Source organism: Tistlia consotensis USBA 355, from assembly GCF_900177295.1.
In the GTDB taxonomy this organism is placed as follows: domain Bacteria; phylum Pseudomonadota; class Alphaproteobacteria; order Kiloniellales; family DSM-21159; genus Tistlia; species Tistlia consotensis.
In genome coordinates, this window is sequence record NZ_FWZX01000007.1 from 155,131 (window position 1) to 180,640 (window position 25,510).

The 25,510-nt window shown below is 72.2% G+C and carries 23 protein-coding genes; 18 read left to right on the forward strand and 5 right to left on the reverse strand.

Annotated features, from left to right (window positions below; translation table 11 throughout):
- Positions 1-176 precede the first annotated feature (176 nt).
- Entirely contained in the window at positions 177-1,025 is an 849-nt protein-coding gene (locus B9O00_RS11595) for a formate/nitrite transporter family protein (protein WP_085122831.1), read from the forward strand.
- A gap of 4 nt (positions 1,026-1,029) precedes the next feature.
- Here B9O00_RS11595 and B9O00_RS11600 read toward each other — a convergent pair whose 3' ends face one another.
- Positions 1,030-1,626 (reverse strand): glutathione S-transferase family protein, encoded by a 597-nt coding sequence (locus tag B9O00_RS11600; protein WP_235017105.1) that lies wholly within the window; start codon positions 1,624-1,626, stop codon positions 1,030-1,032.
- A gap of 105 nt (positions 1,627-1,731) precedes the next feature.
- On the opposite strand from B9O00_RS11600, the gene B9O00_RS11605 reads away from it, so the two are divergent.
- From B9O00_RS11605 to B9O00_RS11660, 12 genes are all read left to right on the forward strand, one after another.
- On the forward strand, positions 1,732-2,586 hold the full coding sequence (locus B9O00_RS11605) for an isocitrate lyase/PEP mutase family protein (RefSeq protein ID WP_085122832.1): 855 nt from the start codon (positions 1,732-1,734) through the stop codon (positions 2,584-2,586).
- A 45-nt stretch (positions 2,587-2,631) separates the two neighbouring features.
- A complete protein-coding gene (locus tag B9O00_RS11610; RefSeq protein WP_085122833.1) occupies positions 2,632-3,921 on the forward strand; it encodes a cation:proton antiporter in 1,290 nt (429 codons plus the stop codon).
- A 123-nt stretch (positions 3,922-4,044) separates the two neighbouring features.
- Positions 4,045-5,001, forward strand: a complete 957-nt coding sequence (locus B9O00_RS11615) for a sugar-binding transcriptional regulator (protein ID WP_159460194.1) — start codon at positions 4,045-4,047, stop codon at positions 4,999-5,001.
- A gap of 74 nt (positions 5,002-5,075) precedes the next feature.
- Positions 5,076-6,503, forward strand: a complete 1,428-nt coding sequence (locus tag B9O00_RS11620; protein WP_085122835.1) for an ABC transporter substrate-binding protein — start codon at positions 5,076-5,078, stop codon at positions 6,501-6,503.
- A 96-nt stretch (positions 6,504-6,599) separates the two neighbouring features.
- The gene (locus B9O00_RS11625) at positions 6,600-7,538 is read left to right on the forward strand and encodes a carbohydrate ABC transporter permease (RefSeq protein WP_085122836.1); all 939 of its coding nucleotides are present in this window, start codon (positions 6,600-6,602) and stop codon (positions 7,536-7,538) included.
- Between the two features lie 14 nt (positions 7,539-7,552).
- On the forward strand, positions 7,553-8,410 hold the full coding sequence (locus tag B9O00_RS11630) for a carbohydrate ABC transporter permease (protein ID WP_085122837.1): 858 nt from the start codon (positions 7,553-7,555) through the stop codon (positions 8,408-8,410).
- A gap of 5 nt (positions 8,411-8,415) precedes the next feature.
- On the forward strand, positions 8,416-9,513 hold the full coding sequence (locus B9O00_RS11635) for an ABC transporter ATP-binding protein (protein WP_085122838.1): 1,098 nt from the start codon (positions 8,416-8,418) through the stop codon (positions 9,511-9,513).
- A gap of 4 nt (positions 9,514-9,517) precedes the next feature.
- Positions 9,518-10,660: an ABC transporter ATP-binding protein gene (locus B9O00_RS11640; RefSeq protein WP_085122839.1), complete on the forward strand. Its 1,143-nt coding sequence runs from the start codon at positions 9,518-9,520 to the stop codon at positions 10,658-10,660.
- Positions 10,660-12,267 carry an FGGY-family carbohydrate kinase gene (locus B9O00_RS11645; RefSeq protein ID WP_085122840.1) on the forward strand — a complete coding sequence of 536 codons (1,608 nt, stop codon included), beginning with the start codon at positions 10,660-10,662 and terminating at the stop codon, positions 12,265-12,267. Before B9O00_RS11640 ends, B9O00_RS11645 begins: the two co-directional genes overlap by 1 nt.
- Positions 12,268-12,443: 176 nt before the next feature.
- A complete protein-coding gene (locus B9O00_RS11650; protein ID WP_437123442.1) occupies positions 12,444-13,307 on the forward strand; it encodes a 2-hydroxyacid dehydrogenase in 864 nt (287 codons plus the stop codon).
- Between the two features lie 17 nt (positions 13,308-13,324).
- The gene (locus B9O00_RS11655) at positions 13,325-13,987 is read left to right on the forward strand and encodes an L-fuculose-phosphate aldolase (protein WP_085122841.1); all 663 of its coding nucleotides are present in this window, start codon (positions 13,325-13,327) and stop codon (positions 13,985-13,987) included.
- A gap of 23 nt (positions 13,988-14,010) precedes the next feature.
- Positions 14,011-15,549, forward strand: coding sequence for a glycerol-3-phosphate dehydrogenase (locus tag B9O00_RS11660; RefSeq protein ID WP_085122842.1), 1,539 nt, complete (start codon positions 14,011-14,013; stop codon positions 15,547-15,549).
- A gap of 15 nt (positions 15,550-15,564) precedes the next feature.
- Here the strand turns inward: B9O00_RS11660 and B9O00_RS11665 are convergent, their stop codons facing one another.
- The 4 genes from B9O00_RS11665 to B9O00_RS11680 all read right to left on the reverse strand — a co-directional run bounded on the left by B9O00_RS11665 (position 15,565) and on the right by B9O00_RS11680 (position 20,524).
- Positions 15,565-16,371 carry a citryl-CoA lyase gene (locus B9O00_RS11665; RefSeq protein WP_085122843.1) on the reverse strand — a complete coding sequence of 269 codons (807 nt, stop codon included), beginning with the start codon at positions 16,369-16,371 and terminating at the stop codon, positions 15,565-15,567.
- Positions 16,368-17,567 (reverse strand): CaiB/BaiF CoA transferase family protein, encoded by a 1,200-nt coding sequence (locus B9O00_RS11670; RefSeq protein WP_085122844.1) that lies wholly within the window; start codon positions 17,565-17,567, stop codon positions 16,368-16,370. The genes B9O00_RS11665 and B9O00_RS11670 overlap by 4 nt, the downstream gene beginning before the upstream one ends.
- Positions 17,551-19,470 carry a TRAP transporter permease gene (locus B9O00_RS11675; protein WP_159460195.1) on the reverse strand — a complete coding sequence of 640 codons (1,920 nt, stop codon included), beginning with the start codon at positions 19,468-19,470 and terminating at the stop codon, positions 17,551-17,553. The genes B9O00_RS11670 and B9O00_RS11675 overlap by 17 nt, the downstream gene beginning before the upstream one ends.
- Before the next feature lie 73 nt (positions 19,471-19,543).
- On the reverse strand, positions 19,544-20,524 hold the full coding sequence (locus B9O00_RS11680; RefSeq protein ID WP_085122846.1) for a TAXI family TRAP transporter solute-binding subunit: 981 nt from the start codon (positions 20,522-20,524) through the stop codon (positions 19,544-19,546).
- Between the two features lie 115 nt (positions 20,525-20,639).
- On the opposite strand from B9O00_RS11680, the gene B9O00_RS11685 reads away from it, so the two are divergent.
- From B9O00_RS11685 to B9O00_RS11705, 5 genes are read left to right on the forward strand one after another with little or no spacing between them, the layout of a single operon-like run.
- The gene (locus B9O00_RS11685) at positions 20,640-21,332 is read left to right on the forward strand and encodes an IclR family transcriptional regulator (RefSeq protein WP_085122847.1); all 693 of its coding nucleotides are present in this window, start codon (positions 20,640-20,642) and stop codon (positions 21,330-21,332) included.
- 19 nt (positions 21,333-21,351) lie between these two features.
- On the forward strand, positions 21,352-22,296 hold the full coding sequence (locus tag B9O00_RS11690; RefSeq protein WP_085122848.1) for an SMP-30/gluconolactonase/LRE family protein: 945 nt from the start codon (positions 21,352-21,354) through the stop codon (positions 22,294-22,296).
- Positions 22,297-22,321: 25 nt separating this feature from the next.
- A complete protein-coding gene (locus B9O00_RS11695; protein WP_085122849.1) occupies positions 22,322-23,212 on the forward strand; it encodes a UbiA family prenyltransferase in 891 nt (296 codons plus the stop codon).
- Between the two features lie 7 nt (positions 23,213-23,219).
- Positions 23,220-24,569: an FAD-binding oxidoreductase gene (locus tag B9O00_RS11700; protein WP_085122850.1), complete on the forward strand. Its 1,350-nt coding sequence runs from the start codon at positions 23,220-23,222 to the stop codon at positions 24,567-24,569.
- On the forward strand, positions 24,566-25,312 hold the full coding sequence (locus B9O00_RS11705; protein ID WP_085122851.1) for an SDR family oxidoreductase: 747 nt from the start codon (positions 24,566-24,568) through the stop codon (positions 25,310-25,312). The genes B9O00_RS11700 and B9O00_RS11705 overlap by 4 nt, the downstream gene beginning before the upstream one ends.
- The last annotated feature ends 198 nt before the right edge of the window (positions 25,313-25,510 follow it).

Genomic DNA, 25,510 nt, shown 5'->3' on the forward strand with positions numbered 1-25,510 from the left:
GCGAAAAAAGCGGGCGCAAGAGGCACGCCCGTCCGCGCTTTGTCAAGGAGGCGCCGGACCGCGGAAAGGCCTCGGCGCCATGATCCCGCCGGCCCCGACAGGGAGCGGCGCAACCGAATCGCTTCCTGCGCGCTTCTGTGAGCGCCCTTCAGCAGCGACGAGGACGGAACCGGCCGATGAGCGACGAGAAGCGAGCCGAGCAGAAGCTCGACCAGAAGGACCGGCGCAAGCTCGACGAGAAGGAGGAGAGCGCCGTCGAGGAGCGGGTCAGCCTGCGCGCGCCGCTGGTCTACGAGATCATCAGCCGCGACGGCGAGGAGGAGCTGATCCGTCCGATGGCCTCGCTCTGGTGGTCGGGCGTCGCCGCCGGCATCTGCCTCAGCACCTCGGTCTTCGTCGAGAGCTTCCTGCACTACTACCTGCCCGACCGGCCCTGGCGGCCGCTGGCCGAGAGCCTCGGCTACTCCTTCGGCTTCCTGCTGGTCATCCTGGGCGGCCTGCAGCTCTTCACCGAGAACACCATCACCGTGATCCTGCCGCTGCTGGCCCGGCCGACGCGGCGCAACCTCGTCGCCGTGCTCCGACTCTGGGCGGTCGTGCTGCTCGCCAACCTGGTCGGCACGCTGCTGTCCGCGGCGCTGGCCGTGCACGGCGGCATCGCCACCGACGCCCAGCTCGGCGCGGCCCTCGACCTCGCCCGCCACTACGTCGAATACACACCGCTCGAGATGCTGCTGCGCGGCGTTCCGGCCGGCTTCCTGATCGCCGCGCTGGTCTGGATGCTGCCGTCCTCCCGGGGCAGCGAGTTCTGGGTCATCACGACGGTCACCTACGTCATCGCGCTCGGCGGCCTGACCCACGTCATCGCCGGCTCGACCGAGGTCTTCCTGCTGACGCTGACCGGCGAGCTCGGCGTCCCGGGCACGCTCTTCGGCGTGATCCTGCCGACCCTGGTCGGCAACATCGTCGGCGGCACGGTGCTGTTCTCGCTGCTCGCCTACGGCCAGGTCAGCTCGGAGATCTGATCGGTCAGCCGGCCTCGCGCGCCAGCGCCCGCTGGAACGCCGGCCGGGCCACGCAGCGGTCGGCATAGGCATGGAGCAGCGGGTTCTCGGGCAGGATGCCGAACTGCCGGAAGAAGTGGAGCGTCGAGCCGATCATGACGTCGGCCATGGTGAAGCGCTCGCCGAGCAGCCACGGGCCCTGCGCCAGCCCCTGCTCCAGGGCGCCCAGCATGGAGTCGTAGTCGCCCCAGCCGTTGCGCCGGGGGCTCGCCGGCCAGCCGCCGAGCTTCTCGGCCACCGCGGGCTCGATGACGCCGGTCGTGAAGACCATCCACCAGAGATAGCGGCCGCGTCGCGGGTCCTCGACCGCCGGCGCCAGCCCGGCCTCGGGAAAGCGGTCGGCGAGCCACAGGCCGATCGCGGCCGAATCGGCGAGGCCGCCGCCGTCGTACAGCAGCGCCGGCAGCTTGCCGAGCGGGCTGACCGCCCGGAAGGCGGGATCGGCGCGGGCGACCGGGTCGTCGATGTCGAGCGGCAGCAGCTCGTAGTCGGCGCCAGTCTCCTCGATCATCCAGATGGCGCGCTGGGCGCGGGTCTTCGGCCACCAGTAGAGCTTCAGCATGATCACCTTCCGTTCCCGTTCAGCTCGTGCCACGATGCGCGAGCGGCGCGGCGGAGGCAAGCCCGGCCGGGCCGCTGCGACACGCTGGACGGGGGAGGAGAGGAAATGGTTGCTGCGGACGACGAGAGCCGGGCGGCCGCCTTCGCGGCGCTGCACGCGGGGCCGGGCATCTTCGTGCTGCCGAACCCCTGGGACATCGGCAGCGCCAAGCTGCTGACGGCGCTCGGCTTCCCGGCACTGGCCACGACCAGCGCCGGCTACGCCTTCTCGCGCGGCAAGCAGGACAAGGTCGGCGAGACCGGCCGCGAGGAGGCCCTGGCCCACGCCCGCGAAATCGTCGGCGCGACCCACCTGCCGGTCAGCGCCGACCTGGAGAACGGCTTCGGCGACCGTCCCGAGGACGTCGCCGAGACGGTGCGCCGGGCCGCCGAGGCCGGCCTCTCGGGCTGCACCATCGAGGACACGACCGGCGATCCGGCCAGGCCGATCTACGAGCGCAGCCACGCGATCGAGCGGATCGCCGCCGGGGTCGAGGCGGCGAAGTCCCTGCCCCGTCCCTTCCAGCTGACCGCGCGCGCCGAGAACTACCTGCACGGTCGACCGGATTTCGACGACACGCTGGCGCGCCTCCAGGGCTACGAGGCCGTCGGCGCCCCCGTGCTCTACGCGCCCGGCCTGCCCGACCTGGCGGCGATCAGCCGGGTCTGCGAGGCGGTCTCCCGGCCGGTCAACGTGGTCGCCGGCATCGGCCTCCAGGGCGTCACCCTGGCCGAGCTGGAGGCCGCCGGCGTGCGCCGCGTCAGCCTCGGCTCGGCGCTCGCCCGCACGGCGCTCGGCGCGATGCTGAGCGCGGCGCGCGGCATCCTGGTGCGGGGCAGCTTCGACGGCCTTTCCGGCGCCGCCTCCTTCGCCGGCATCAAGGCCCTGCTGAGCGAGGCCGATAGCCTGGCCGGCGGCTAGACGGCGCCGGAACCGGGCGGGGCCGCGCGCATTGGGCTAGCAGCCATGGCAAGCGCCCCTTCCCTGTTCGACGGCCTCGCGGTCCTGCTGACCCTGACCGCGGTGTTCGGCTGGCTCAACCTGCGCTTCCTGCGCCTGCCGCAATCGATCGCTCTGCTGACGACCGGCCTCATCGTCTCGGGGGTCGTGCTGGTCGGCCGCCAGGTCGCGCCGGAGTTCGCCGGCTTCACGACCGGCCTGGTCGCGGCCCTGGACCGGCTCGACTTCTCGCGCGCGGTGCTCGACGGCGTGCTCGCCTTCATCCTCTTCGCCGGCGCCCTGCAGATCGACTTCGACGAGCTGCGCGACCGGCTGCTGCCGATCGGCATCCTGGCGACGGTCGGCACGCTGATCTCGACCGCGATGGTCACCGGCCTGTTCTGGGGGGCCGCGCGCCTGCTCGACTTCCCGCTGCCGGCGGCGTGGGCCCTGGTCTTCGCCGCGCTGATCAGCCCGACCGACCCGGTCGCGGTGATGGCGACGCTGCGGGGCAGCAAGCTGCCGAAGCGCGTCGCCATGGTCATGGAGGGCGAGTCGCTGTTCAACGACGGCGTCGGCGTCGTGCTGTTCCTCGCCTTCCTGGCGACGGCGACCGGCGCCGAGGCGCCCGATCCGCTGAGCATCGGCGGCGGCGTCCTGCTGGAAAGCCTGGGCGGCATCGTGCTCGGCGCCGCGGCCGGCTGGCTGACCTACCGGGCGATGCGGCTGGTCGACGAGTACGTCGTAGAGGTCATGCTGAGCCTGGCCCTGGTCACCGGCACCTACGCGCTGGCCCAGCACATCCACGTCAGCGGCCCGATCGCCATGGTCGTCGCCGGCCTGGTGATCGGCAACCGCGGCATGGCGCGCGGCATGAGCGAGCAGACCCGGCACTACGTCGGCGCCTTCTGGCTGCTGGTCGGCGAGATCCTCAACGCCCTGCTGTTCCTGCTGATCGGCCTCGAGGTGCTGGTCCTCGATCTCGACTTCAACCACCTGCTGCTCGCGCTGCTGGCCATCCCGATCGCGCTCTTCGCCCGCTTCGCCGCGGTCGCGACGCCGATGCTGGCGACGGCCTGGCGCAAGGGCGTCCGCCTCGCGCCGGTGACGCTGCTGACCTGGGGCGGCGTGCGCGGCGGCATCTCGATCGCCCTGGCCCTGTCGATCCGCAGCCCGGACTACCGCGACACGATCCTGACCGCGACCTACGCCGTCGTGCTGTTCACCGTCGTGCTGCTGGGCCTGACCATCGGACCGGTGACCCGCCGCCTCTACCCGGGGCAGCGCGCGCTCGACGGCGGCCCGGACGGCGCCTGAGGACGGCTTCCGGCCGCGGGTAGGTGCAGCCCCGCCGACACAGTCGTTGCGCGACTGTACAATTTCACATAGACTGAACAAATGAACGATGCGGCGAGAAACAAGCCGCACGAAGGGGTGGGAATGCACGGACTCGTGGACCAGGACGGTGACCTCGCCGTCCGTGCCGCCTGGCTTTCCTTCGCCGGCGGCCTGACCCAGGAGCAGATCGCCGAGCGGCTCGGCCTGTCGCGCGTCAAGGTCGCGCGGCTGATCGCGCGGGCCCAGGCCCAGGGCTACGTCAGGGTCTTCGTCGAGGGGCCGATCAACGGCTGCCTGAGGCTCGAGGACCGCCTGGTCGAGCGCTTCGGCCTGACCGCCTGCCGGGTCGTGCCGAGCCTGTCCGACGAGCCCTTGCCGCTGGCCGCCCTCGGTCCGGCGGGGGCCTGGACCCTGAAGCAGATCCTCGATCGCAAGGAGGTGACGGTCGTCGGCATGGGCCACGGCCGCACCCTGGCCGCCGCGGTGCAGATGCTGCCGGCGGTCTCGCGCCCCGACATGACCTTCGTCTCGCTGCTCGGTAGCCTGACCCGCTCGGCGGCGACCCATCCCTTCGACGTGATCACGCGCCTGAGCGACCGCACCGGCGGCAGCGGCTACTTCATGCCGGCGCCCTTCCGCTGCGATTCCGCCGAGGACCGCGCGGTCTTCCTCAAGCAGCGCAGCCTGCGCGAGGTCTTCGCCCTGACCGGCCGGGCCCAGGTCATGGTGGTCGGCGTCGGCGCGGTGAAGCGCGCCGACCACATGGTCGAGGTCGGCCTGGTCAGCCGCGCCGAGCAGCAGGAGGTCCTGGCCGTCGGCGCCGTCGGCGAGATCCTCGGCCTGTTCATCGACGCCGAGGGCCGGCCGGTCGACAGCAAGGTCAACGAGCGCTCGATCGCCGTCGGCCTGGAGGCCCTCAGGGACAAGGAGACCATCGTCATCGCCGGGGGGCACGGCAAGGCACGGGCCGTGCGCGCCGCCCTCCGCACGGGAGTCATCCGGCATCTCGTCACGGATGAAGCGACCGCAGCGCGAATCCTGGAGGGGGAAGCGACCTGACCAGGCGTTTCTGGCCAGGCGTTTCTGGCCGGGCTCTGCGGCTGAACGACAAGATCAATGGGAGGAGCCAAGAGATGTACGAGAAAGCCAAGGACCTCGCCGAGGCCTACGTCGCCCGTCGCCTCAGCCGGCGCGCCTTCATCGACCGCATGGCCAAGCTCGGCATCGGCGCCGCGGCGGCCAGGTGGGCGCTGAGCGAGGCCACGACCCGCGCGCTCGCCGCCGACTACGACTGGCAGAAGCACAAGGGCAAGACCGTCACCCTGCTGCTCAACAAGCACCCCTACACCGACGCCATGATCGCCGACCTGGACAGCTTCAAGAAGCTGACCGGCATGGACGTGAAGTACGACGTGTTCCCGGAGGACGTCTATTTCGACAAGGTCACGGCGGCGCTGTCGTCGCGCTCGACCCAGTACGACGCCTTCATGACCGGCGCCTATCAGACCTGGCAGTACGGCCCGGCCGGCTGGCTGGTCGACATGAACGAGTACATCGGCCAGGCGGCGCCGAACTACAACTGGAACGACGTGCTGCCGAACCTGCGCGCCTCGACCGCCTGGTCGGGCGTGCCGGGCGCGCCGCTCGGCGGCGCGGGCGCCAAGCAGTGGGCCCTGCCCTGGGGCTTCGAGCTGAACTCGGTCAGCTACAACAAGCGCGTGTTCGACAAGCTCGGCATGACCCCGCCCGAGAACCTTCCCGACATGAAGGACAAGGCGGCGAAGATCACCAAGGACGTCGACGGCATGTACGGCATCGGCGTGCGCGGCTCGCGCAGCTGGGCGACGATCCACCCGGGCTATCTCTCGGGCTTCACCAACTACGGCGCCCACGACTTCGAGATGGTCGACGGCAAGCTGAAGGCCGCGATGAACTCGGCCGCCGGCAAGCAGTTCACCGAGCTCTGGGTCGCGATGATCAAGCAGTCCGGCCCGCGCAACTGGTCGACCTACACCTGGTACGAGGTCGGCAACGACCTGGGCGCCGGCGCCTCGGGCATGATCTTCGACGCCGACATCCTGGGCTACTTCATGAACGGCGGCACCAAGGAGGCCGGCAACATCGCCTACTCGGCCTTCGCGGCCAAGCCGGGCGCCAAGCAGCCGACGCCCAACGTCTGGATCTGGTCGCTGGCGATGAACAACTTCTCCAAGCAGAAGGAGGCGGCCTGGTACTGGATGCAGTGGGCGACCAGCCAGGAGCACGACCTGTTCGGCGCGCGCAAGATGGACTTCGTCAATCCGGTCCGCCAGTCGGTCTGGGACGACGAGACCTTCCGCGACCGCATCGCCAAGAGCTACCCCGGCTACCTTGAGCAGTACGAGGCCTCGGCGCCCGGCTCGAAGATCTACTTCACGCCGCAGCCGCTGTTCTTCAACCTGACCACCGAGTGGGCGGCCTCGCTGCAGAAGATGGTCGCCGACGAGGTGCCGGTCGACGAGGGCCTGGACCAGCTCGCCGAAAGCGTCAACCGCCAGCTCGCCAGCGCGGGCCTGCGCTGAGCTGCGGCCCGGCGGTCTAGCGGCCCGGCGGTCCCGCGGCGTCGCGGGGCCGCCGGCGGCGGCCGGGCGAAGCGCTTCCACCAGTCGGCAGGAACCATGACGACCCAGGACATGACCCAGGCCAGCGTGCTTCCGGCGCGGCGCCGCGGCGGCCGGCTGCGCGCCGCCCTGCCCTACCTGCTGTCGCTGCCCTCGCTGCTGGTGACGATCGGCATCCTGATTCCCTTCGGCACCGCGGTCTACTACTCGCTGCAGCGCTACAACCTCGCCTTCCCCTTCACCCGCGGCTTCATCGGCCTCGACAACTACGCCCAGTTCCTGGCCGACCCGGCGTTCTGGAACACCGTCCGGGTCTCGCTGCTCTACACCCTGCTGACGGTCGGCGTGGAGCTGCTCCTGGGGCTCGCCATGGCGCTGCTGCTGCAGCGCCGTACGGCGGTCAACAACCTGCTCTCGGTGCTGCTGATCCTGCCGCTGATGACGGCGCCGGCGATCGCCGCGCTGATGTGGAAGCTGATGACCAACCCCAACTTCGGGGTGCTCAGCTACCTGGTCGGCCTGGCCGGCTTCACCGACTTCCGCTGGGCCTCGGCGCCCTCGACGGCGCTGCTAACCGTGGTGCTGGTCGACGTCTGGGTCTACACGCCCTTCATGATGATCCTGCTGCTGGCCGGCCTGCGCTCGCTGCCGCGCCAGCCCTTCGAGGCGGCCGAGCTGGACGGCGTGCCGGCCAGCTTCGTGTTCTTCCGCATCACCCTGCCGATGCTGACGCCCTACATCATCACCGCCAGCCTGTTCCGCATGCTCGACGCGATCCAGCAGTTCGACATCATCTACGCGATGACCCAGGGCGGCCCGGGCGACCGCCTGATGGTGTTCCAGGTCCAGGCCTACCTGGAGGCCTTCACCTTCACCAACATCGGCCGCTCGGCCGCCTTCCTGATGGTGCTCTGGGCGATCACCTTCGCCCTGTCCAACCTGTTCATCAAGCAGTGGCTGAAGCTGCGCGAACGCACCCACCACGCGGCCGGCTGAGGGAGGGACGGAGAATGCAGCGCAGCTCCTGGCCCTGGCGGATCTTCAAGGCGCTCTGCCTGACCGCGATCAGCCTGTTCTTCCTGTTCCCGATCCTCTGGGTGCTGCTGATGTCGTTCCAGACCAACGCCGACATCCTCCGCGTGCCGCCCAGCCCCTTCTTCACGCCGACGCTCGCCAACTACAAGGCGCTGATCGCCGGCGAGCTGACCGGCGCCGGCTCGACCCTGCAGATCGCCTACATGAAGAACATCCTGAACAGCTTCGTGCTGTCGGCCTGCTCGGTGCTGCTGTCGCTGCTGCTCGGCGTGCCGGCGGCCTACGCCTTCGCCCGCTACCGCTTCCGGCTCGGCGAGAACATCGCCTTCACCCTGCTGTCGTTCCGCTTCGCGCCGCCGCTGCTGGTGCTGCTGCCGCTGCTGCTCTACTTCCAGGAGCTCGGGCTCTACGACACCTACATCGGCCTGATCTGGGTCTACCAGCTGATCACCCTGCCGCTGATCCTCTGGATCGTGCGCGGCTACTTCGAGGACGTCAGCCCGGACATCGAGCACGCCTACCGCATCGACGGCCACTCCTGGCTGCGCTCCTTCCTCAAGATCGCCGTGCCGCTGGCCCGGCCGGGCATCGCCGCGGCCGCGCTGCTGGCCTTCATCTTCGCCTGGAACAACTTCGTCTTCGCGCTGATCCTCGGCTCCTCCGACGTGCAGCCGGTGACCGTCGGCGCGCTCGCCTTCATCACCGCCTCGGGCATCCAGTACGGCCAGATCGCCGCCGGCCTGGTGCTCTCGGTGATCCCGACCTTCGTGCTGGCGCTGGTCATGCAGCGCTACCTGGTCGAGGGCCTGTCGCTGGGCGCGGTCAAGGGGTGACGGCCATGAGCTTCCTGATCCTCGACCGCCTCTCCAAGTCCTTCGGCGCCGTCAAGGTCTTCGACGGCCTGTCGCTCGCCGTCGCCAAGGGCGAGACCGTCGCGATCTGCAGCCCCTCGGGCTCCGGCAAGACGCTGCTGCTGCGCCTGATCGCCGGCATCTACGAGCCCGACGCCGGCGAGATCCTGATCGACGGCAAGGCGGTCACCGGCCTCGCGCCCGACGCCCGCGGCATCGGCATGGCCTTCCAGAACTTCGCGCTCTACCCGCACCTGACCGCCTTCGAGAACATCGCCAGCCCGCTGCGCGCCCGCGGCGTCGCTGAGGCCGAGCTGACCCGCCGGGTCGGCCGGGTCGCCGAGATCCTCAAGATCGGTCACGTGCTCAGGCACCTGCCGCGCGAGCTGTCGAACGGCCAGAAGCAGCGCACGGCGCTGGCCCGCGCGATCGTCGCCGACGCCCGCCTGCTGCTGCTCGACGACCCCCTGCGCAACGTCGACGCCAAGCTGCGCTACGAGATGCGCCACGAGCTGCCGCGGGTGCTGCGCGAGTTCGAGGCGACGGTGCTCTACGTCACCCAGGACTTCCGCGAGGCGATGGCGCTGGGCCGGCGCATCGGCGTGCTGCACGGCGGCGGCTTCGTCCAGGTCGACCGGCCGCAGCGCATCTACGCCGACCCCGAGACGGTCGAGGTCGCGCGCCTGTTCGGCGACCCGACGATCAACCTCTACGACTCGGAGCTGGCCGGCGGCGCGGTCTCGCTGCTCGGCCTGACGCTCGGCCTGCCCGGTGCGGCCGACGGCGGCCGGCGGCCCTGCCGGGTCGGCGTCCGGCCGGAGCACGTCGAGCTCGATGCCGGGGGCGAGGCCGCGCCGGACGGCGGCGCCGGGGGCCTGCCGGTGACCATCGAGGCGGTGACGCCGCTCAACCAGAACGCCGTGCTGCTGCTGCAGGCCGCCGGGGGCGGCGAGATCCTGGCCAGCACCACGCTGCAGCGCGCCGAGGCCCTCGCCCGCGGCCCGCGCCGGGCGATCGCCCGGGTGCGGCCCGAGCACCTGCTGCTGTTCGACCGCGACAGCGGCGCGCGCATCCGGACGGGATGAGACCATGGCCGACCTGACGCTCGACTCGGTGACCAAGATCTACCGCCCGCGCGGCCGCGAGCCGGTGCGCGCGGTCAGCGGCCTCGACATGGCCATCGCCGACGGCGAGATCGTCGCGCTGCTCGGCTCCTCGGGCTGCGGCAAGACCTCGACCCTGCGCATGGTCGCCGGCTTCGAGACCGTCAGCGAGGGCAGCATCAGCCTCGGCGGGCGCCGTCTCAACGCGCTGCGGCCGGCCCAGCGCAACGTCGCCATGGCCTTCGAGGGCTACTCGCTCTATCCGCCGCTGACCGTGCGCGACAACGTCGCCTTCGCCCTGCTGCGCGAGCGGGCGCCGCGCGCCGAGGTCGCCAGCAAGGTCGCCGAGGTCGCCGAGCTGCTGGAGATCGAGGGCTCCCTCGACCGCTACCCGGCGACCATTTCCTCGGGCCACCAGCAGCGCGCCTCGCTGGCCCGCGCGCTGATCCGCCCGGCGGCACTGCACCTGCTCGACGAGCCGATGTCGCAGCTCGAGCCGCAGGTCCGCGCCGTGCTGCGGGCGCGCATCAAGGAATGGCTGAAGGACCGCGGCATGACCGCCGTCCTGGTCACCCACGACCAGACCGACGCGATCGCGCTGGCCGACCGCATCGCGGTCATGGAGGCGAGCCGGCTGATGCAGTTCGGCACGCCCGCCGAGCTGCGCGAGCGGCCGGCCAACCTCTTCGTCGCCGGCTTCGTCGGCGAGCCGCCGATGAACCTGGTCGAGGCCGAGGTCGTGGCCGGCGACGGCCGGCCGCGCGTGGTCGCGGCGGACGGCCTGCTGACGCTGGAGCTGCCGGCCCTGAACGGCCCGCTCGCGCCGCGGCCCGGCCAGCGGGTCTGGCTCGGCCTCAGCCCGCGCCATCTCGCCGTCGGCCGGGGCCCGCAGCGCGCCCGGGTCGTCGCCAACCAGTGGCTCGGCGACCAGACCCACCTGGCGCTGGAGCTCGGCGACGGCGCCGCCGCCCTGCCGCTGATCGCGGTCGCCGCCGGCATGCTGGAGGCCGAGCCCGGCGAGAGCGTCGCCTTCGAGGTCGAGCCGCGCGGCCTCCACCTCTTCGACCACGAGGACGACACCGCGCTCTACCACGGCAGCCCGGACGGCACGACGGGGGAGCCGGCGTGATGGCCCGCGACCTGCTGATCGGCCTCGACGCCGGCACCTCGATGATCAAGGCCGTCGCCTTCGACCTGGCGGGCCGCCAGCTCGCCGCCGCCGCCACGCCCAACGCCTACCGCCGCGACCCCGGCGGCCGGATCGTCGAGCAGGACCTGGAGGAGACCTGGGAGCGCACGGCGCGGACCCTGGGCCAGCTCGCCGAGGCCCTGCCCGACCTCGCCGGCCGGACCGCCGCGCTCGGCGTCACCGGCCAGGGCGACGGCACCTGGCTGATCGACGCCGCCGGCCGCCCGGTGGCCCCCGCCTGGCTGTGGCTCGACACGCGCGCCGCGCCGGTCGTCGAGGAGCTGGCGGCGAGCGGCGCGCGCGCGGCCCTCGGCCGCCTCACCGGCTGCGGCCTCAACGCCTCGAACCAGAGCGGCCAGCTGGTCTGGCTGAAGCGCCATCGGCCGGAGCTGCTCGAGCGCGCGGCGACCGCCTTCCACTGCAAGGACTGGCTCTACTTCCGCATGACCGGCCGCCGCGCCACCGACCCGACCGAGGGCGTCTTCACCTTCGGCGACTGGCGGCGCCGCGGCTACGCCGCCGAGGCCCTGGCCCTGCTCGGCCTGGAGGCGGAGCGCCGCCTGTTGCCGGAGATCCTCGACGGCACCCGCGCCCACGACCCGCTGGCCGCCGAGGCCGCGGCCGCCCTCGGCCTGCCCGCCGGCACGCCGGTCGTGCTCGGCTACGTCGACGTCATCTGCTCGGCCCTGGGCGGCGGCCTGCATGCGCCGGAGGGCCGCGCGGCCGTCTCGCTGCTCGGCTCGACCGGCATGCACATGACCCTGGGGCCGAGCGAGGCGATCCGGCCGGCCGAGCCGGCGAACGGCTACCTGATGGCCTTCCCGGTGCCCGGCCGCACGGCGCAGATGCAGTCGAACATGGCCGGCACGCTCAACATCGACTGGCTGGTCGGCCTGGTCGGCGAGGCCGCGGCCCTGGCCGGCGGCGCCGAGCCGGCGACGCCGGAGCTGCTGGCCGCGCTCGACGGCAGGGTGCTCGCGGCCCGGCCCGGCGCCGCGCTCTACCACCCCTACATCGACCGCGCCGGCGAGCGCGGGCCCTTCTTCGACGCCCGCGCCCGCGCCCAGTTCTTCGGCCTGTCGAACGCGGTCGGGCTCGGCGAGCTGGCGCGCACGGTCTACGAGGGCCTCTGCTTCGCCGCGCGCGACTGCTACGACGCCATGTCCTGCCGGCCCGACGAGGTCCGGGTCGCCGGCGGCGGCGCGCGCAGCCGCGCCCTGCGCGGCCTGCTGGCCAGCGTGCTCGGCCTGCCGGTGCGCGAATCCCTGCGCGAGGAGCAAGGGGCGGCCGGGGTCGCGATGATCGCCGGGGTCGCGGTCGGCGCCCTGGCCGACATGGACGAGGCCTGCCGCCGCTGGGTCGAGCCGGCGCTCGGCGAGCGCCTGCTGCCCGACCCGGCGCTCGCCGCCCGCTACGACGGCCTCTACGCGCTCTACCGCGAGCTCAGGGCCGCGGCGCCGCCGCACTGGGCCGCGCTGGCCGCGCTCGACGCGGCTCCCGAAAACCGGCAGGAAGCCCGCTCCGCAGCCAAGGAGGCAGCCTCGTGAGCAGGATCGGCACGGCGATCATCGGCGACCGCTTCATGAAGCCCGAGGCCTTCGCGAAGGCCCTGGAGGCGGTCGAGGGCCTCAGCTTCGACCTGCGCCTCCTGGAGCAGCCCTGGCCCGACGAGCCGATGCACCACGGCTACGCCGATCCCGCGCTCGACGGCCTGAAGGAGTTCATGGGCGCGCCGGACGAGGTCGCGGCGTTCATCGGCGACGCCAAGGTCTTCGTCACGCACCTGGCGCCGGTCACCGAGACGATGCTGGCGCGCTGCCCCAACCTGGAGCTGATCGCGGTGTCGCGCGGCGGGCCGGTCAACGTCGACCGCGCGGCCGTGAAGCGCCGCGGCATCCGCCTGGTCTCGACGCCCGGGCGCAACGCCGACGCGGTGGCGGAGTTCGCGATCGGCGCGATCCTGGCCGAGACCCGGCTGATCCGCGCCGGCCACGAGGCGCTGCGCGGCGGCACCTGGCGCGGCGACCTCTACCGCGCTGACCGGACCGGCCGCGAGCTGCGCGAGATGACCGTCGGGGTGATCGGCTACGGCCACATCGGCAGCCGGCTGGTCCGCCTGCTGCGCGTCTTCGGGCCGCGCATCCTGGTCGCCGACCCCTACGTCCAGCTCAGCCGCGAGGACCAGGAGGCCGGCGTCGAGCAGGTCGGCCTGGAGCGCCTGCTGGAGGAGAGCGACGTGGTCACGCTGCACGCCCGCGTGACGCCGGAGACGACCGGCTTCCTGGGCGCCGAGCAGTTCGCCCGCATGAAGCCCGGCGCGCTCTTCGTCAACACGGCGCGCGGGCCGATGGTCGACTACGACGCGCTCTACCGGGCGCTCGCCTCGCGCCACCTGGGCGGCGCGATGCTGGAGACCTTCGCCGTCGAGCCGGTGCCGCCGGACTGGCCGCTGCTGCAGCTCGACAACGTCACCCTGACGCCGCACATCGCCGGCGCCTCGGTGCGCACCATCACCCTGGCCGCCGAGATGATCGCCGAGGACATCCGGCGCCACTTCGCCGGCGAGCCGCCGGTTCACCAGATCTGAGACGGGAGAGGAAGAGCATGCAGGACGCCGAATACGCGCTGCGCAAGGAGATCATCGAGACCTGCAGGAAGATGAACGCCCTGGGCATCAACCAGGGCACCTCGGGCAACGTCAGCGCACGCTGGGACAAGGGCCTGCTGGTGACGCCCAGCGGCATCGACTACGACGCCATCGCGCCCGAGGACATCGTCTACATGAGGATGGACGGCAGCTACGACCATCACCTCGTGCCCTCGACGGAGTGGCGCTTCCACCGCGACATCCTGAAGAGCCGCAAGGATGTCAACGCGGTCGTCCACGCCCACCCGACCTACTGCACGGCGATCTCGATGACCGGCCGCGACATCCCGGCCGTGCACTACATGATCGCCGCCGCCGGCGGGCCCAGCGTGCGCTGCGCGCCCTACCAGACCTTCGGCACCGACGGGCTGTCGCGCAACGCCGTCAAGGCGCTGAAGGACCGCATGTGCTGCCTGCTGTCCAACCACGGCATGATTGCCTGCGGCGTCAGCCTGAAGAAGGCGCTGTGGCTGGCCAACGAGCTGGAGACCCTGGCCCGGCAGTACACCGTGGCGCTGCAGCTCGGCGAGCCGCTCAACGTGCTGTCGGACGGCGAGATCGCCACGGTCGTCGAGAAGTTCAAGGGCTACGGCCTGCGCCCGAAGAGCAGCGCGGCCTGAGCCGCGGCGGCGGCTTCCCGGTCATGGCCGACACCGCCCGCAGCGCGCCCGCCGCGGCAGAAAAGGTTTACGACCTCGTGGTGATCGGCGGCGGCATCAACGGCGCCGGCATCGCCCGCGACGCCGCCGGACGCGGCCTGTCGGTGCTGCTCTGCGAGCAGGGCGACCTCGGCGAGGGCACCTCCTCGCGCAGCGGCAAGCTGGTGCACGGCGGCCTGCGCTACCTCGAGTACTACGAGTTCCGGCTGGTCCGCGAGGCGCTGATCGAGCGCGAGGTGCTGCTGCGCGCCGCGCCCCACGTCATCTGGCCGCTGCGCTTCGTGCTGCCGCACAGCCCGGAGCAGCGGCCGGCCTGGCTGATCCGCCTCGGCCTGTTCCTCTACGACCACCTGGGCGGCCGCGAGAGGCTGCCGGCCAGCCGCGCGCTCGACCTGCGCCACGACCCGGCCGGCCGGCCGATCCGTCCCGGCTTCGTCCGTGCCTTCGAGTATTCCGACTGCTGGGTCGACGATTCCCGGCTCGTCGTGCTGAACGCCCTCGACGCGGCGGCGCGCGGCGCCGCGGTGCTGACCCGCACGGCCTGCGGCGGCGCGCGGCGCGAGGCGGGCCTGTGGAGCGTCGCCCTCGACGCGCCGGACGGCTGGCGCACCGTCCGGGCCCGCGCCCTGGTCAACGCCGCCGGCCCCTGGGTCGAGCAGGTCATCGGCTCGGTCGCCGGCCTCAACGGCCGGCGCCGGGTGCGGCTGGTCAAGGGCAGCCACCTGGTGACCCGCAAGTTCTGGGACGGCCCCCAGGCCTACCTGCTGCAGAACCGCGACCGCCGGGTCATCTTCGTCAATCCCTACCTCGACGACCTCGCGCTGATCGGCACCACCGACATCCCCTACGAGGGCCGGCCCGAGGAGGTCGCCGCCGACGAGGACGAGACCGGCTACCTGCTCGAGGTGCTCGACCGCTACTTCGCGGCGGCGCCGGGGCGCGCCGAGGTGCTGCACCGCTTCTCCGGCGTGCGGCCGCTCTACGACGACGATGCCGAGAACCCCTCGGCGGTGACCCGCGACTACGTCTTCGACAGCGACCCGGCGACGCCGGGCGACGGCCGGGCGCCGATCCTCTCGGTGTTCGGCGGCAAGATCACGACCTACCGGAAGCTGGCCGAGCACGCGCTCAGGAGTCTCGCGCCCTTCTTCCCGTCCCTCGGTCCGCCCTGGACCGCGACGGCGCCCTTGCCCGGCGGCGACCTGCCGGACGCCGACTTCGAGGCCTTCCTGGCCGGCTTCGCGCAGCGTCACCCCTGGCTGCCGCCCAGGCTCGCCAGGCACTACGCCCGGCTCTACGGCACGCGCGCCGAGGACCTGCTGGACGGCGCGGAGACCCTGGCCGACCTCGGCCGGTCCTTCGGCCCCCTGTTCCACGAGCGCGAGGCCGACTTCCTGGTCCGCGAGGAATGGGCCCGGAGCGCCGAGGACATCCTGGAGCGCCGCACCAAGCACGGCCTGTTCCTGGATCCCGAGCAACGCGCCGCCTTCGCCGACTGGCTGGAGCGCGCGCCGGTCGCCTGATCCGTGCCGCCGCCCCTACCCCTCGTAGGTCCAGCGGTAGGCCGGCGGGGTCGGCCCCTTGTTGCGGCCGCCCTGCTGCTTCTGCTCCCAGGCGTGGGCCAGGATGCCGACCGAGCGGGACAGGCAGAACAGGCCGCGGGCCAGCGGCGCCGGGCAGCCGAGCTCGGCGTAGATCACCGCGGTCGAGCCGTCGATGTTGAGCGGCACCGGCCGGCCGCCGCGCTCCTCGGCCAGGCGCGCGCCGATCGCCCGGGCGATGGCGGCGAAGCGGCCCGAGACCTGGCCGCGCTCGACCGCCAGGTCGACCAGGCCGAGCAGCCGCGGCCCGCGCGGGTCGACCGGCTTGTGGAAGCGGTGGCCGAAGCCCGAGACGTACTTGCCGTTGGCCGCCCGCCAGGCGTCGAGCTCGGCGGCGGCGGCCTCGGCCAGCGGCTCGCCGTCCTGCCAGCGGCGGTCGATCGCCTGGTAGAGCTCGACCGCCTGCTCGCCGGCGCCGCCGTGCACGTCGCCCAGCACGTTGACCGCCGAGGCCATGGCGTTGTTGAGGCCGACGCCGCAGGTCACGGCCATGCGGGCGATCGCGATCGAGGGCGCCTGGGGGCCGTGGTCGACGGCGGCGACCAGCGCCGCCTCCAGCAGCTTGGCGCGGCCGCCCTCGATCATCTCGCCCATGACCAGCAGCCAGATCATCTGCGGGAAGGACAGCTCGCCGATCAGGTGCTGGATCGGCCGGCCGCGGATCTCGATGCGGCCCGGCTCCATGTCGATGATCGAGGTCCGCCACCAGTCCGAGACGTCGTTGCCTCCGGTCCCTTGCGTCACAGCACACCCTCCGCCTTCAGGTCCTCGATCTCCGCCTCGCTCAGCCCCAGCTCGCCGTAGACGGCGGCGTTGTCGGCGCCGAGCTCGGGCGGCGGCGTCGCCACCGCCGGCGCCCGGCCGTCCAGCTTGAAGCCGGTGCGCACGACCCGGATGTCGCGTCCGGCGCCGGGCACGGCCGGGAACTCGGCGACCATGCCGCGCTCCGCGATCTGCGGATGCTCCAGGATGTCGGGCACCGCGAGCACCGCGCCCGAGGGCACGCCCAGGCGGTTCAGCTCGCGCGCCCAGTCGTGCGCGGCCTTGGCCGCCAGGCTCCGCTCCAGCTCGGCCCGGAGCGCCTCGCGGTTGGCCTTGCGCGCCTCGCGCGTCCGGTACTCCGGCCGCTCCAGCAGCTCCTCGCGGCCCAGGTGGCGGCAGAGGATCTCCCACTGCTCCTGCTTGTTGGCGGCGATGTTGAGCAGGCCGTCGGCGGTGCGGAAGGCGCCCGAGGGTGCCGAGGTCACGTTCTCGTTGCCGTGCGGCTGCGGCCGGACGCCGGCGATCAGCCAGTTCGAGACGACCCAGCCCATGGTCGCCAGCGTCGCCTCCAGCATCGAGACGTCGATGAAGCTGCCGCCGTTGCGCTCGCGGCCGTTCAGCGCCGCCGAGATCGCCATGGCCGCGGTCAGGCCGCCGATCGTGTCGCAGATCGGGTAGCCGACCCGGTAGGGCGCGGTGTCCGGCGCGCCGGTGATCGACATCACGCCGGACAGCCCCTGGATGATCTGGTCGTAGGCCGGCAGGTTGCGCAGCGGGCCGTCCTGGCCGAAGCCGGAGATCGCGCAGTAGACCAGCCGGGGGTTGACCGTCAGCAGCGCCTCGTGGTCGAGCCCCAGGCGCGCCATCACGCCGGGCCGGTAGTTCTCGACCAGCACGTCGGCGCCGGCGGCCAGCCGCCGGAACAGCGCCTTGCCCTTCTCGCTCTTGAGGTTGAGCGTCACCGACTTCTTGCCGGCGTTCTGGGCCAGGAAGGAGACGCCCATGTTGCGGGCGTTGAGCGCCTCGTCGGCGCCGAGCTGGCGAGCCAGGTCGCCGCGCCCGGGCACCTCGACCTTGACGACCTCGGCGCCGAGGTGGGCCAGCTGATGACAGCAGAACGGCCCGGCCAGCACGTTGGTCAGGTCGAGCACGCGGACGCCGTCAAGCGGCGCCGGCATGGCGCGACCTCGCGAGACGGATCAGGGCGGGCAGCGCGACGAGCGCGACGCCGGCGGCGTTGGCCGGCAGCCCGGGCGCCAGCACCAGGGCGGCGCCGGCCGCCATGGCCAGGCGCTCCGCGACGCCGAGCCGGCCGAACAGATAGCCGACGTGCGAGGCCGCGAAGCCGACGATGCCGACCAGCAGGAACGGCAGGTACTCCAGCGCCTCGAGCACGCCGGTCCCCTTGGTGCCGATGACGATCTCGGGATGGAAGACCCAGGCGATCGGCAGCACGAAGCCGACGGCCGCCAGGCGCAGGGCGTTGAGGGCGAGCGGAATCGGATTCTCCCTGGCGATGGCGGCGGCGGCGAAGACCGCCAGCGCGACCGGCGGCGTGATCGCGGAGAGCGCCGCGTAGTAGAAGACGAAGAGGTGGGTGCCGAGCTTCGAGACGCCGAGCTCCATGATCGCCGGCCCGGCGACGAAGATCACCATCAGGTAGGAGGCGGCGGTCGGCAGCCCCATGCCCAGCACGATCGAGCAGAGCGCCGCGAGCAGCAGCGCCGCCAGCAGGTTCTGGCCGCCGAGCGCGGTGATCTGCTGGTTGAGCGCGACGCCGAGGCCGGTCGAGGTGATCGCCGCGATGACGATGCCGATCGCCGCACAGCTCAGCAGCACCGACAGTCCGTCGCGCCCGCCCTCGACGACGAACAGCAGCCACTCGCGGGCACCCAGCCGGGTGTCCGGCAGGAGCATCGCGACCAGCAGCATAACGCCGATCGCGATCAGGCCGCAGTAGGTCGGCGGGTAGCCCAGGAACAGCAGCGCCAGCAGCAGGCCGAAGCCGAGCAGCAGCAGGGCGGCGCGCGACAGCCGCGCCCGGTCCCAGGGCGGCGGCGGCTGGTCGAGCGGGTTCAGCTGCAGCCGCCCGGCCTCGAGCGCGACGGTGGTCGAGAGCGAGAAGAGGTAGAGGAAGGCCGGCACGATCGCCGCCGCCATGATCTCGACGTAGGGGATGCCGGTGATGTCGGACATGATGAAGGCGCCGACGCCCATCACCGGCGGCATGATCTGGCCGACGCAAGAGGCCGTCGCCTCGACGCCGCCGGCGAAGCGCCCCGAGAAGCCGGCCCGCTTCATCAGCGGGATGGTCAGCACGCCGGTCGAGGCGACGTTGGCCGGCGCCGAGCCATTGATCGAGCCGAACATCGAGGAGGCCAGGATCGCGCACTGGGCCGGCCCGGAGCGGCGCCCGCGGGTCAGCATCAGCGCGACGTCGTTGAACAGCTCGCCGGCGCCGGTCAGGCGCAGCACCGTGCCGAGGATCACGAAGATCAGCACGATGTCGACGACCGAGCCGAGCGCGACGCCGAAGATGCCGCGGTAGGAGTAGGAGATCTCCAGCACCCGGCTCAGCGAGAAGGGCCGGTGCTCCAGGATGCCCGGCATGACGTGGCCGAACAGCAGGTAGCCGGCGGCGGCCAGCACCACGGCGGTCAGCATCCAGCCCTCGGCGCGGTGGGCTCCGAACACCACGACCAGCGTGCCGATCGCGTAGGCGGCGAGGTCCCAGTCGTTCGGCAGGCCTTCGCGGAAGTTGGCGATCGCCTGGTATTCGCGGGTCATGTAGGCCCAGGCGAAGAGCGTCGCCGCAATCAGCAGCAGGCTGAGCCAGAGGTCAAGCCGGCTGCGCCGTCCCTCGCGGTCGGTCAGCATCGGCTTCAGGCAGAAGATGGCGACGAGGCCAAGCGCCAGCGCCGTGCCGTACTGCACCTGGCTGGGGTAGCGGCCGAACGCCAGGGTCGCCAGCACGAAGAGCGTCAGCGCGGCACAGGCGGCGAGGCCGAGAGCCTGCAGCAGGCGGAAGGCCGGCCGGCTGTCGGCGCTGACCGGCAACGCGGTTTCGAGAAGCCAGTTCACGGCTGAGGAAGCCCCTTCCCGGACAGGAACGGCCGCGCCTGCCGGCAGGCGGCGGGCGCGGCCGACGGCAGGCTCAGAGCTTGCCGATCTCCTGGTAATAGCGCTTGGCACCCGGATGCAGCTCGCCGGAGATGCCCTCGAAGGCGTTGTCGAGCGAGATCAGCGACAGCGCCGCCGACTGGCCGTTGACCAGCTCGATGTGCTCCCAGAGCGCCTTGGTCAGCTTGTAGACCGTGTCGTCGTCCAGGTCGCCACGCACCATGATCTGGTAGGGGAAGGTCCAGAACAGGGCCGGGCCGTCGGAGACGACGCGCGTGCCGTAGGCCTTCTCGATCGAGGCCTCGGGGACCTTCTGGTAGACGTAGTACTGGCCGTTGGTCAGCGCCTTGCGGAAGGCCGGCAGGGTCGCCGGGTCCGGCGAGATGAAGCGCAGCTTCCGGCCGCGCGAGGCGTTGTCGATCGCCGCCGTCGGGATCGAGCCCCAGACCAGCGCGGCGTCGAGCGTGCCGGACAGGATCTGTCCGAGCGCCGGCTCGTACTCCAGGTACTGGCCGTCGACCTTGTCGCCGATGCCGTGCACGTCGAACAGGATCTTCGAGACGCGGCCGGCGTTGCCGCCCGGCCGGCCGATGCCGACGGAATGGCCGGCGAGGTCGTGGAAGCTCCTGATCTCGCTGTCGGCGGCGACGACGTACTGCGCCATGCCGGTCGGCAGCGCCAGGATCACCTTCATCTTCTTGTAGGCGTCCCGGAACTCGGCCGGATCCTTCTCGAACTTGCCCTTGCCCTCGATCGCGTCGAGGTAGTGCGGCGCCCCGATGCCGACCAGGTCGACCTCGCCCTGCGCCGCCTTGCGCAGGCCGGCGACCGAGCCGTTCTCGACCACCGTCATGTCGATTCCCGCCTGCTTGGCGAGACCCGACCAGACCACGCCGAGGGCGTAGTCGTCGGAGGTCGTGGAGACACCGGAGAAGACCAGGTCGGCGGCCGATGCGCCGCCGGCGGTCATCGCGAGCCCGGCCACCAGGGCCAGGCCGAGGAGCCTGTTGGACATCCCTTCTGTTCCTCCCGAAAGCTTCTTGTGTTCTGTCTAACAGAATGATATTCATTCTAGTAGAACGCCGATCCTTCGTCAACGAAGGCCGGCGCGCACGGTCCTGGAGCGGTCGGTGACGGAGCAGAAGGTCGAGGCGGTCGAGCGCGCGCTGGCACTGCTGGAATGCTTCGACGGCGGCGAGGAATCCCTGTCGCTGGCCGAGCTCGCCCGGCGCAGCGGCCTCTACAAGAGCACGATCCTCAGGCTCGCGGCCTCGCTGGAACGCTTCGGCTATCTGGTCCGGCGGGCCGACGGCCGCTATCGCCTGGGCCCGACCCTCTGGCGACTCGGCTCGCTCTATCGCCGCTCCTTCGACCTGGCCGAACTGATCCGGCCGGAGCTCAAGGTGCTGGTCGAGGCGACCGGCGAGACCGCCTCCTACTACGTGCGCGAAGGCGACAGCCGGGTCTGCCTCTACCGGCACAACTCGCCCAAAGCGATCCGCCACCACCTCAACGAGGGCCAGCGCCTGAGCCTCGAGGGCGGCGCCGCCTCCAAGGTGCTGACGACCTTCTGGACGCCGCCGGAGGAGCGGCCCTGGGCCGAGCAGGTGCGCCGCGACGGCTACGGCGTCTCGCTCGGCGAGCGCGACCCCGAGATCGCGGCGATCGCCGTGCCGGTCTTCGACCGCGGCGGCCGGCTGCGCGGCTCGCTGTCGATCTCCGGCCTGATAACCCGCTTCGACGCCGGGCAGCGCGCGATCGCGCTGGAGGCCATGCGGGGCAGCGCCGCGCGGCTCCACGAGCAGCTCACGGAACGGGAATAGCAAGCGAGGGAAGAAGGAAATGGCGCTCTATCCTCCGCCGCAGCGGATCGAGGCCGAGGTCTGGACCCGGCTGCCGGACGCGCTGCGGCGCAGCGGCGAGGTCCCCGACTGGGGCGCCGCCAACAAGCCCGGGCGGCCGGTCGACTGCTTCCTGGAAGGGCCGAGCTTCGACCGCGACGGCCGGCTCTGGCTGGTCGACATCCCCTACGGCCGGATCTTCACGGTCGAGCCCGACGGCGCCTGGCGGCTCGTCCTCGCGTACGACGGCTGGCCGAACGGCCTCAAGATCCACCGCGACGGCCGGATCTTCGTCGCCGACTACCGCCACGGCATCCTGGTGCTGGAGCCCGGCGCCGGACGCATGGCGCCGCTGCTCAGCCATCGCTATTCCGAGCACTTCCGCGGCTGCAACGACCTGGTGTTCGACGCCGCGGGCCGGCTCTACTTCACCGACCAGGGCCAGAGCGGCCTGCACATGCCGAACGGCCGGGTCTACCGCTACGACCTCGAAGCCGGGCGGCTCGACCTGCTGCTCGACACCGGGCCCAGCCCGAACGGCCTGGTGCTGAACGAGAGCGAGAGCCTGCTCTACGTCGCCATGACCCGCGACAACGCGGTCTGGCGCCTGCCGCTGATGGCCGACGGCGGCGTCTCCAAGGTCGGCCGCTTCGTCCAGCTGTCGGGCGGCCTGTCGGGCCCCGACGGGCTGGCGCTCGGTGCCGACGGCAGCCTGTTCGTCGCCCATGCCGGCAACGGCTGCGTCTGGGGCTTCTCGCGGCTCGGCGAGCCGCTCTGGCGGATCGTCAGCCCGACCGGCCTGACCGTCACCAACCTGGCCTTCGGCGGGCCCGACGGCCGCACGCTCTACATGACCGAATCGGAGAGCGGCACGATCCTGCGCGCCGAGCTGCCGGTCGCCGGCCGGCCGATGTTCTCCCATGGCGAGACCGCCGCTTCCGGCTGACGCGGCTTTCGCGTAAGACGGCTCCATGCCGTCGCCCGCGACCCCGAGCACTTGGCGCCGCGCCCTGCGGCTGCACCAGTGGGCCAAGAACCTGCTGGTCTTCGCGCCGCTGGCGCTGGCCGGCAGCGTCTCGACCTTCGCCGACCTGCTCGACGCCCTGGCCGGCTTCCTGGCGCTCGGCCTCGCCGCCTCGGCGGTCTACCTGATCAACGACCTGCGCGACCTCGCCGACGACCGGGCGCATCCGACCAAGCGCCACCGGCCGCTCGCCGCCGGCGAGATCTCCGACCGCAGCGCCCTGGTCGCGGCCCTGCTGCTGCTGCTGCTCGCCGCCGCCATCGCCGCGGTCCTGCCGAGCCTTTTCGGCGAGGCGCTGGCGGCCTATCTCGCGACCACCCTCGCCTACTCCTTCCTGCTGAAGCGCTGCCCGCCCTTCGACGTCTTCCTGCTCGGCATCCTCTACGCCCTGCGCATCCTGGCCGGCATGGCCTTCGTGCCGGTACCGGTCTCGCCCTGGTTTCTCGGCTTCGCCCTGCTGTTCTTCCTCAGCCTGGCGCTCGCCAAGCGCTACGCCGAGACGGCCCACGCTCTCGACACCGGCGACACCCTCCGCCTGCACCGCGGCTACCGCCCGGCCGACCTGCCCTTCATCCTGGCGCTCGGCGTCTCGAGCGGCAGCGCCGCCATGCTGGTCTTCATGGTCTACCTGATCCTCGAACGCTCGCCGGCGACGGTCTATGCGAGCCCCGAGATGCTCTGGCTGGTCTTCCCGCTGCTCGCCGCCTGGCACGCGCGGATCTGGCTGCTGACCGGGCGCGGCGAGATGCACGAGGACCCGGTTGCCTTCGCCCTGCGCGACCCGCTGTCCTGGGGCCTCGGGCTGCTGGTCGTGCTCTGCGTCCTGCTGGCTTGGTAGCGCGGCGATGGTCGAGCGCGACGGCCGCGATCTCGCCTGGGGCCGGGCACACCCCGGAGGCCAGGAGGTCCTGCGCCCGGCCTGGCTGGAAGAGGCCGCGGCGCTGGCCGCCGATCCCGACCCGCTGCCGCGGCTGGGCCACGGCGCCGGCCGCTCCTACGGCGACGAGGCGCTGAGCGACGGCGGTCGCCTGATCGAGACCACGGCGCTCGACCGCTTCGTCGCCTTCGACCCGGCGACGGGCCGCCTGACCTGCGAGGCCGGCGTGCTGCTGCACGACATCCTGCGCCAGGTCCGCCGCTGGCGCGGCGCCGAGGGCGGCTGGTGGTTCCCGCCGGTGCTGCCCGGCACCCGCTTCGTCACCCTGGGCGGCGCCATCGCCAACGACGTCCACGGCAAGAACCACCACCGCCGCGGCACCTTCGGCGAGCACGTCGTGAGCCTGACCCTGGCGCGCTCCGACGGCAGCCTAGCGACCTGCTCGGCGGAGCAGAACCCGGAGCTGTTCCGCGCCACGATCGGCGGCCTGGGCCTGACCGGCCTGATCCTGGAGGCGACGCTGCAGCTGATGCCGGCGCCGGGGCTCTGGCTGGAGTGCGAGGAGATCCCGATGGCCGACCTCGCCGGCTTCTTCGCCCTCGCCGAGGAGTCGGAGGCAGACTGGGAATACACCGCCGCCTGGGTCGACTGCCGGGCGAGCGGCCGGGCGCTCGGCCGCGGCGTCTTCGGCCGGGCCAGGCCGCTGCCGGGCGGCGAAGCGCCGGCTCCGCCCGAGCTGCCGCGCCTCGCGGTGCCGCTCGCCCCGCCGGTCTCGCCGCTCAATCGCCTGACGCTCGGTGCCTTCAACGCCCTCTACGGCCGCCGGCCCGGGCTCGGCCGCGGCCGGCTCAGGCGGCTGCCCTATCACAGGCAGCTCTTCCCGCTCGACGCGGTCGGCGGCTGGAACCGCCTCTACGGCAGGGCCGGCTTCTACCAGTACCAATGCGTCGTGCCGCCGCCGACGGCGCGCGCCACGATCGCCGCCCTGCTGGGCGCCGTCGCCGCGGCCGGCGAGGGCTCGTTCCTGGCGGTGCTCAAGACCTTCGGGGCGCGGGCGCCGGCCGGCCTGCTGTCTTTCCCGATGCCCGGCGCGACCCTGGCGCTCGACTTCCCCAATCGCGGCGCGAAGACCCTCGCCCTGCTCGACCGCCTCGACGCCCTGGTGCTGGAGGCCGGCGGCCGGGTCTACTTCGCCAAGGACGGCCGCCAGGGTGCCGAGGCCTTCCGCCGCTCCTACCCGCTTTGGCAGGAGTTCCGGCGCTGGATCGACCCGCGCTTCGCCTCGGCGCTGTCCCGCCGCCTGGAGCTGACGCCATGAGCGAATCCCTGAAGGTCTCGATCTACGGCGCGACCTCGGCGATCGCCCAGGCCGTGGCCCGCCGCTACGCCGCCCGCGGCGCCCGCTTCTTCCTCGCCGGGCGCTCGCCCGAACACCTGGAGCGGGTCGCCGGGGACCTGGCCGTGCGCGGCGCCGCCGCCGTCGCGACGCATGCCGGCGACCTCGCCGAGGCGGCCGGCGACGCCGCCCTGCAGGCGGCCGAGGCGGCGGCGCACGGCGTCCCGGACGTCCTGCTGGTCGCCTTCGGCACGCTCGGCGAGCAGCAGCGCGACGAGCAGGACCCGGCGCGCGCGGCGGCGACGCTGGAGACCAACCTCGTTGCGCCGGTCCGCCTGCTGCTGCCGGCCGCTGCGGCGATGGAGCGGCGCGGCAGCGGCCGCCTGGTCGTGATCTCCTCGGTCGCCGGCGAGCGCGGCCGCCGCTCCAACCACCTCTACGGCGCCGCCAAGGGCGGCCTCTCGATCTTCCTGGCCGGCCTGCGCGACCGCCTGGCGCCCGCCGGGGTCGCCGTGGTCGACGTCCGGCCCGGCTTCGTCGACACGCCGATGACCCGGGACTTCCGCAAGGGTCCGCTCTGGGCCAGCCCCGAGCGGGTCGCCGACGACATCGTCGCGGCCGCCGACGCCGGACGGGCCGTCGTCTACACGCCCTGGTTCTGGCGCTGGATCATGCTGGTGATCCGCAACCTGCCGGCCGCCGTGATGCGCCGCCTGAACCTCTAGGCCCCATTCGGCCTGCCAGCACTTTCAGCCGACCGGTACCGAGACCAGCCGCCAATAAGTCAGACACCTCTATTTGAATGAGGAATGACTATCGATATGTTTTGCAAGCTTCACCGGCCTAAATCGAGGGTGGTCTCCACAATGATTACACGGAGGGAATTTCCTTCCAACAATCACCGTGACCTCATGCTCCGCAAC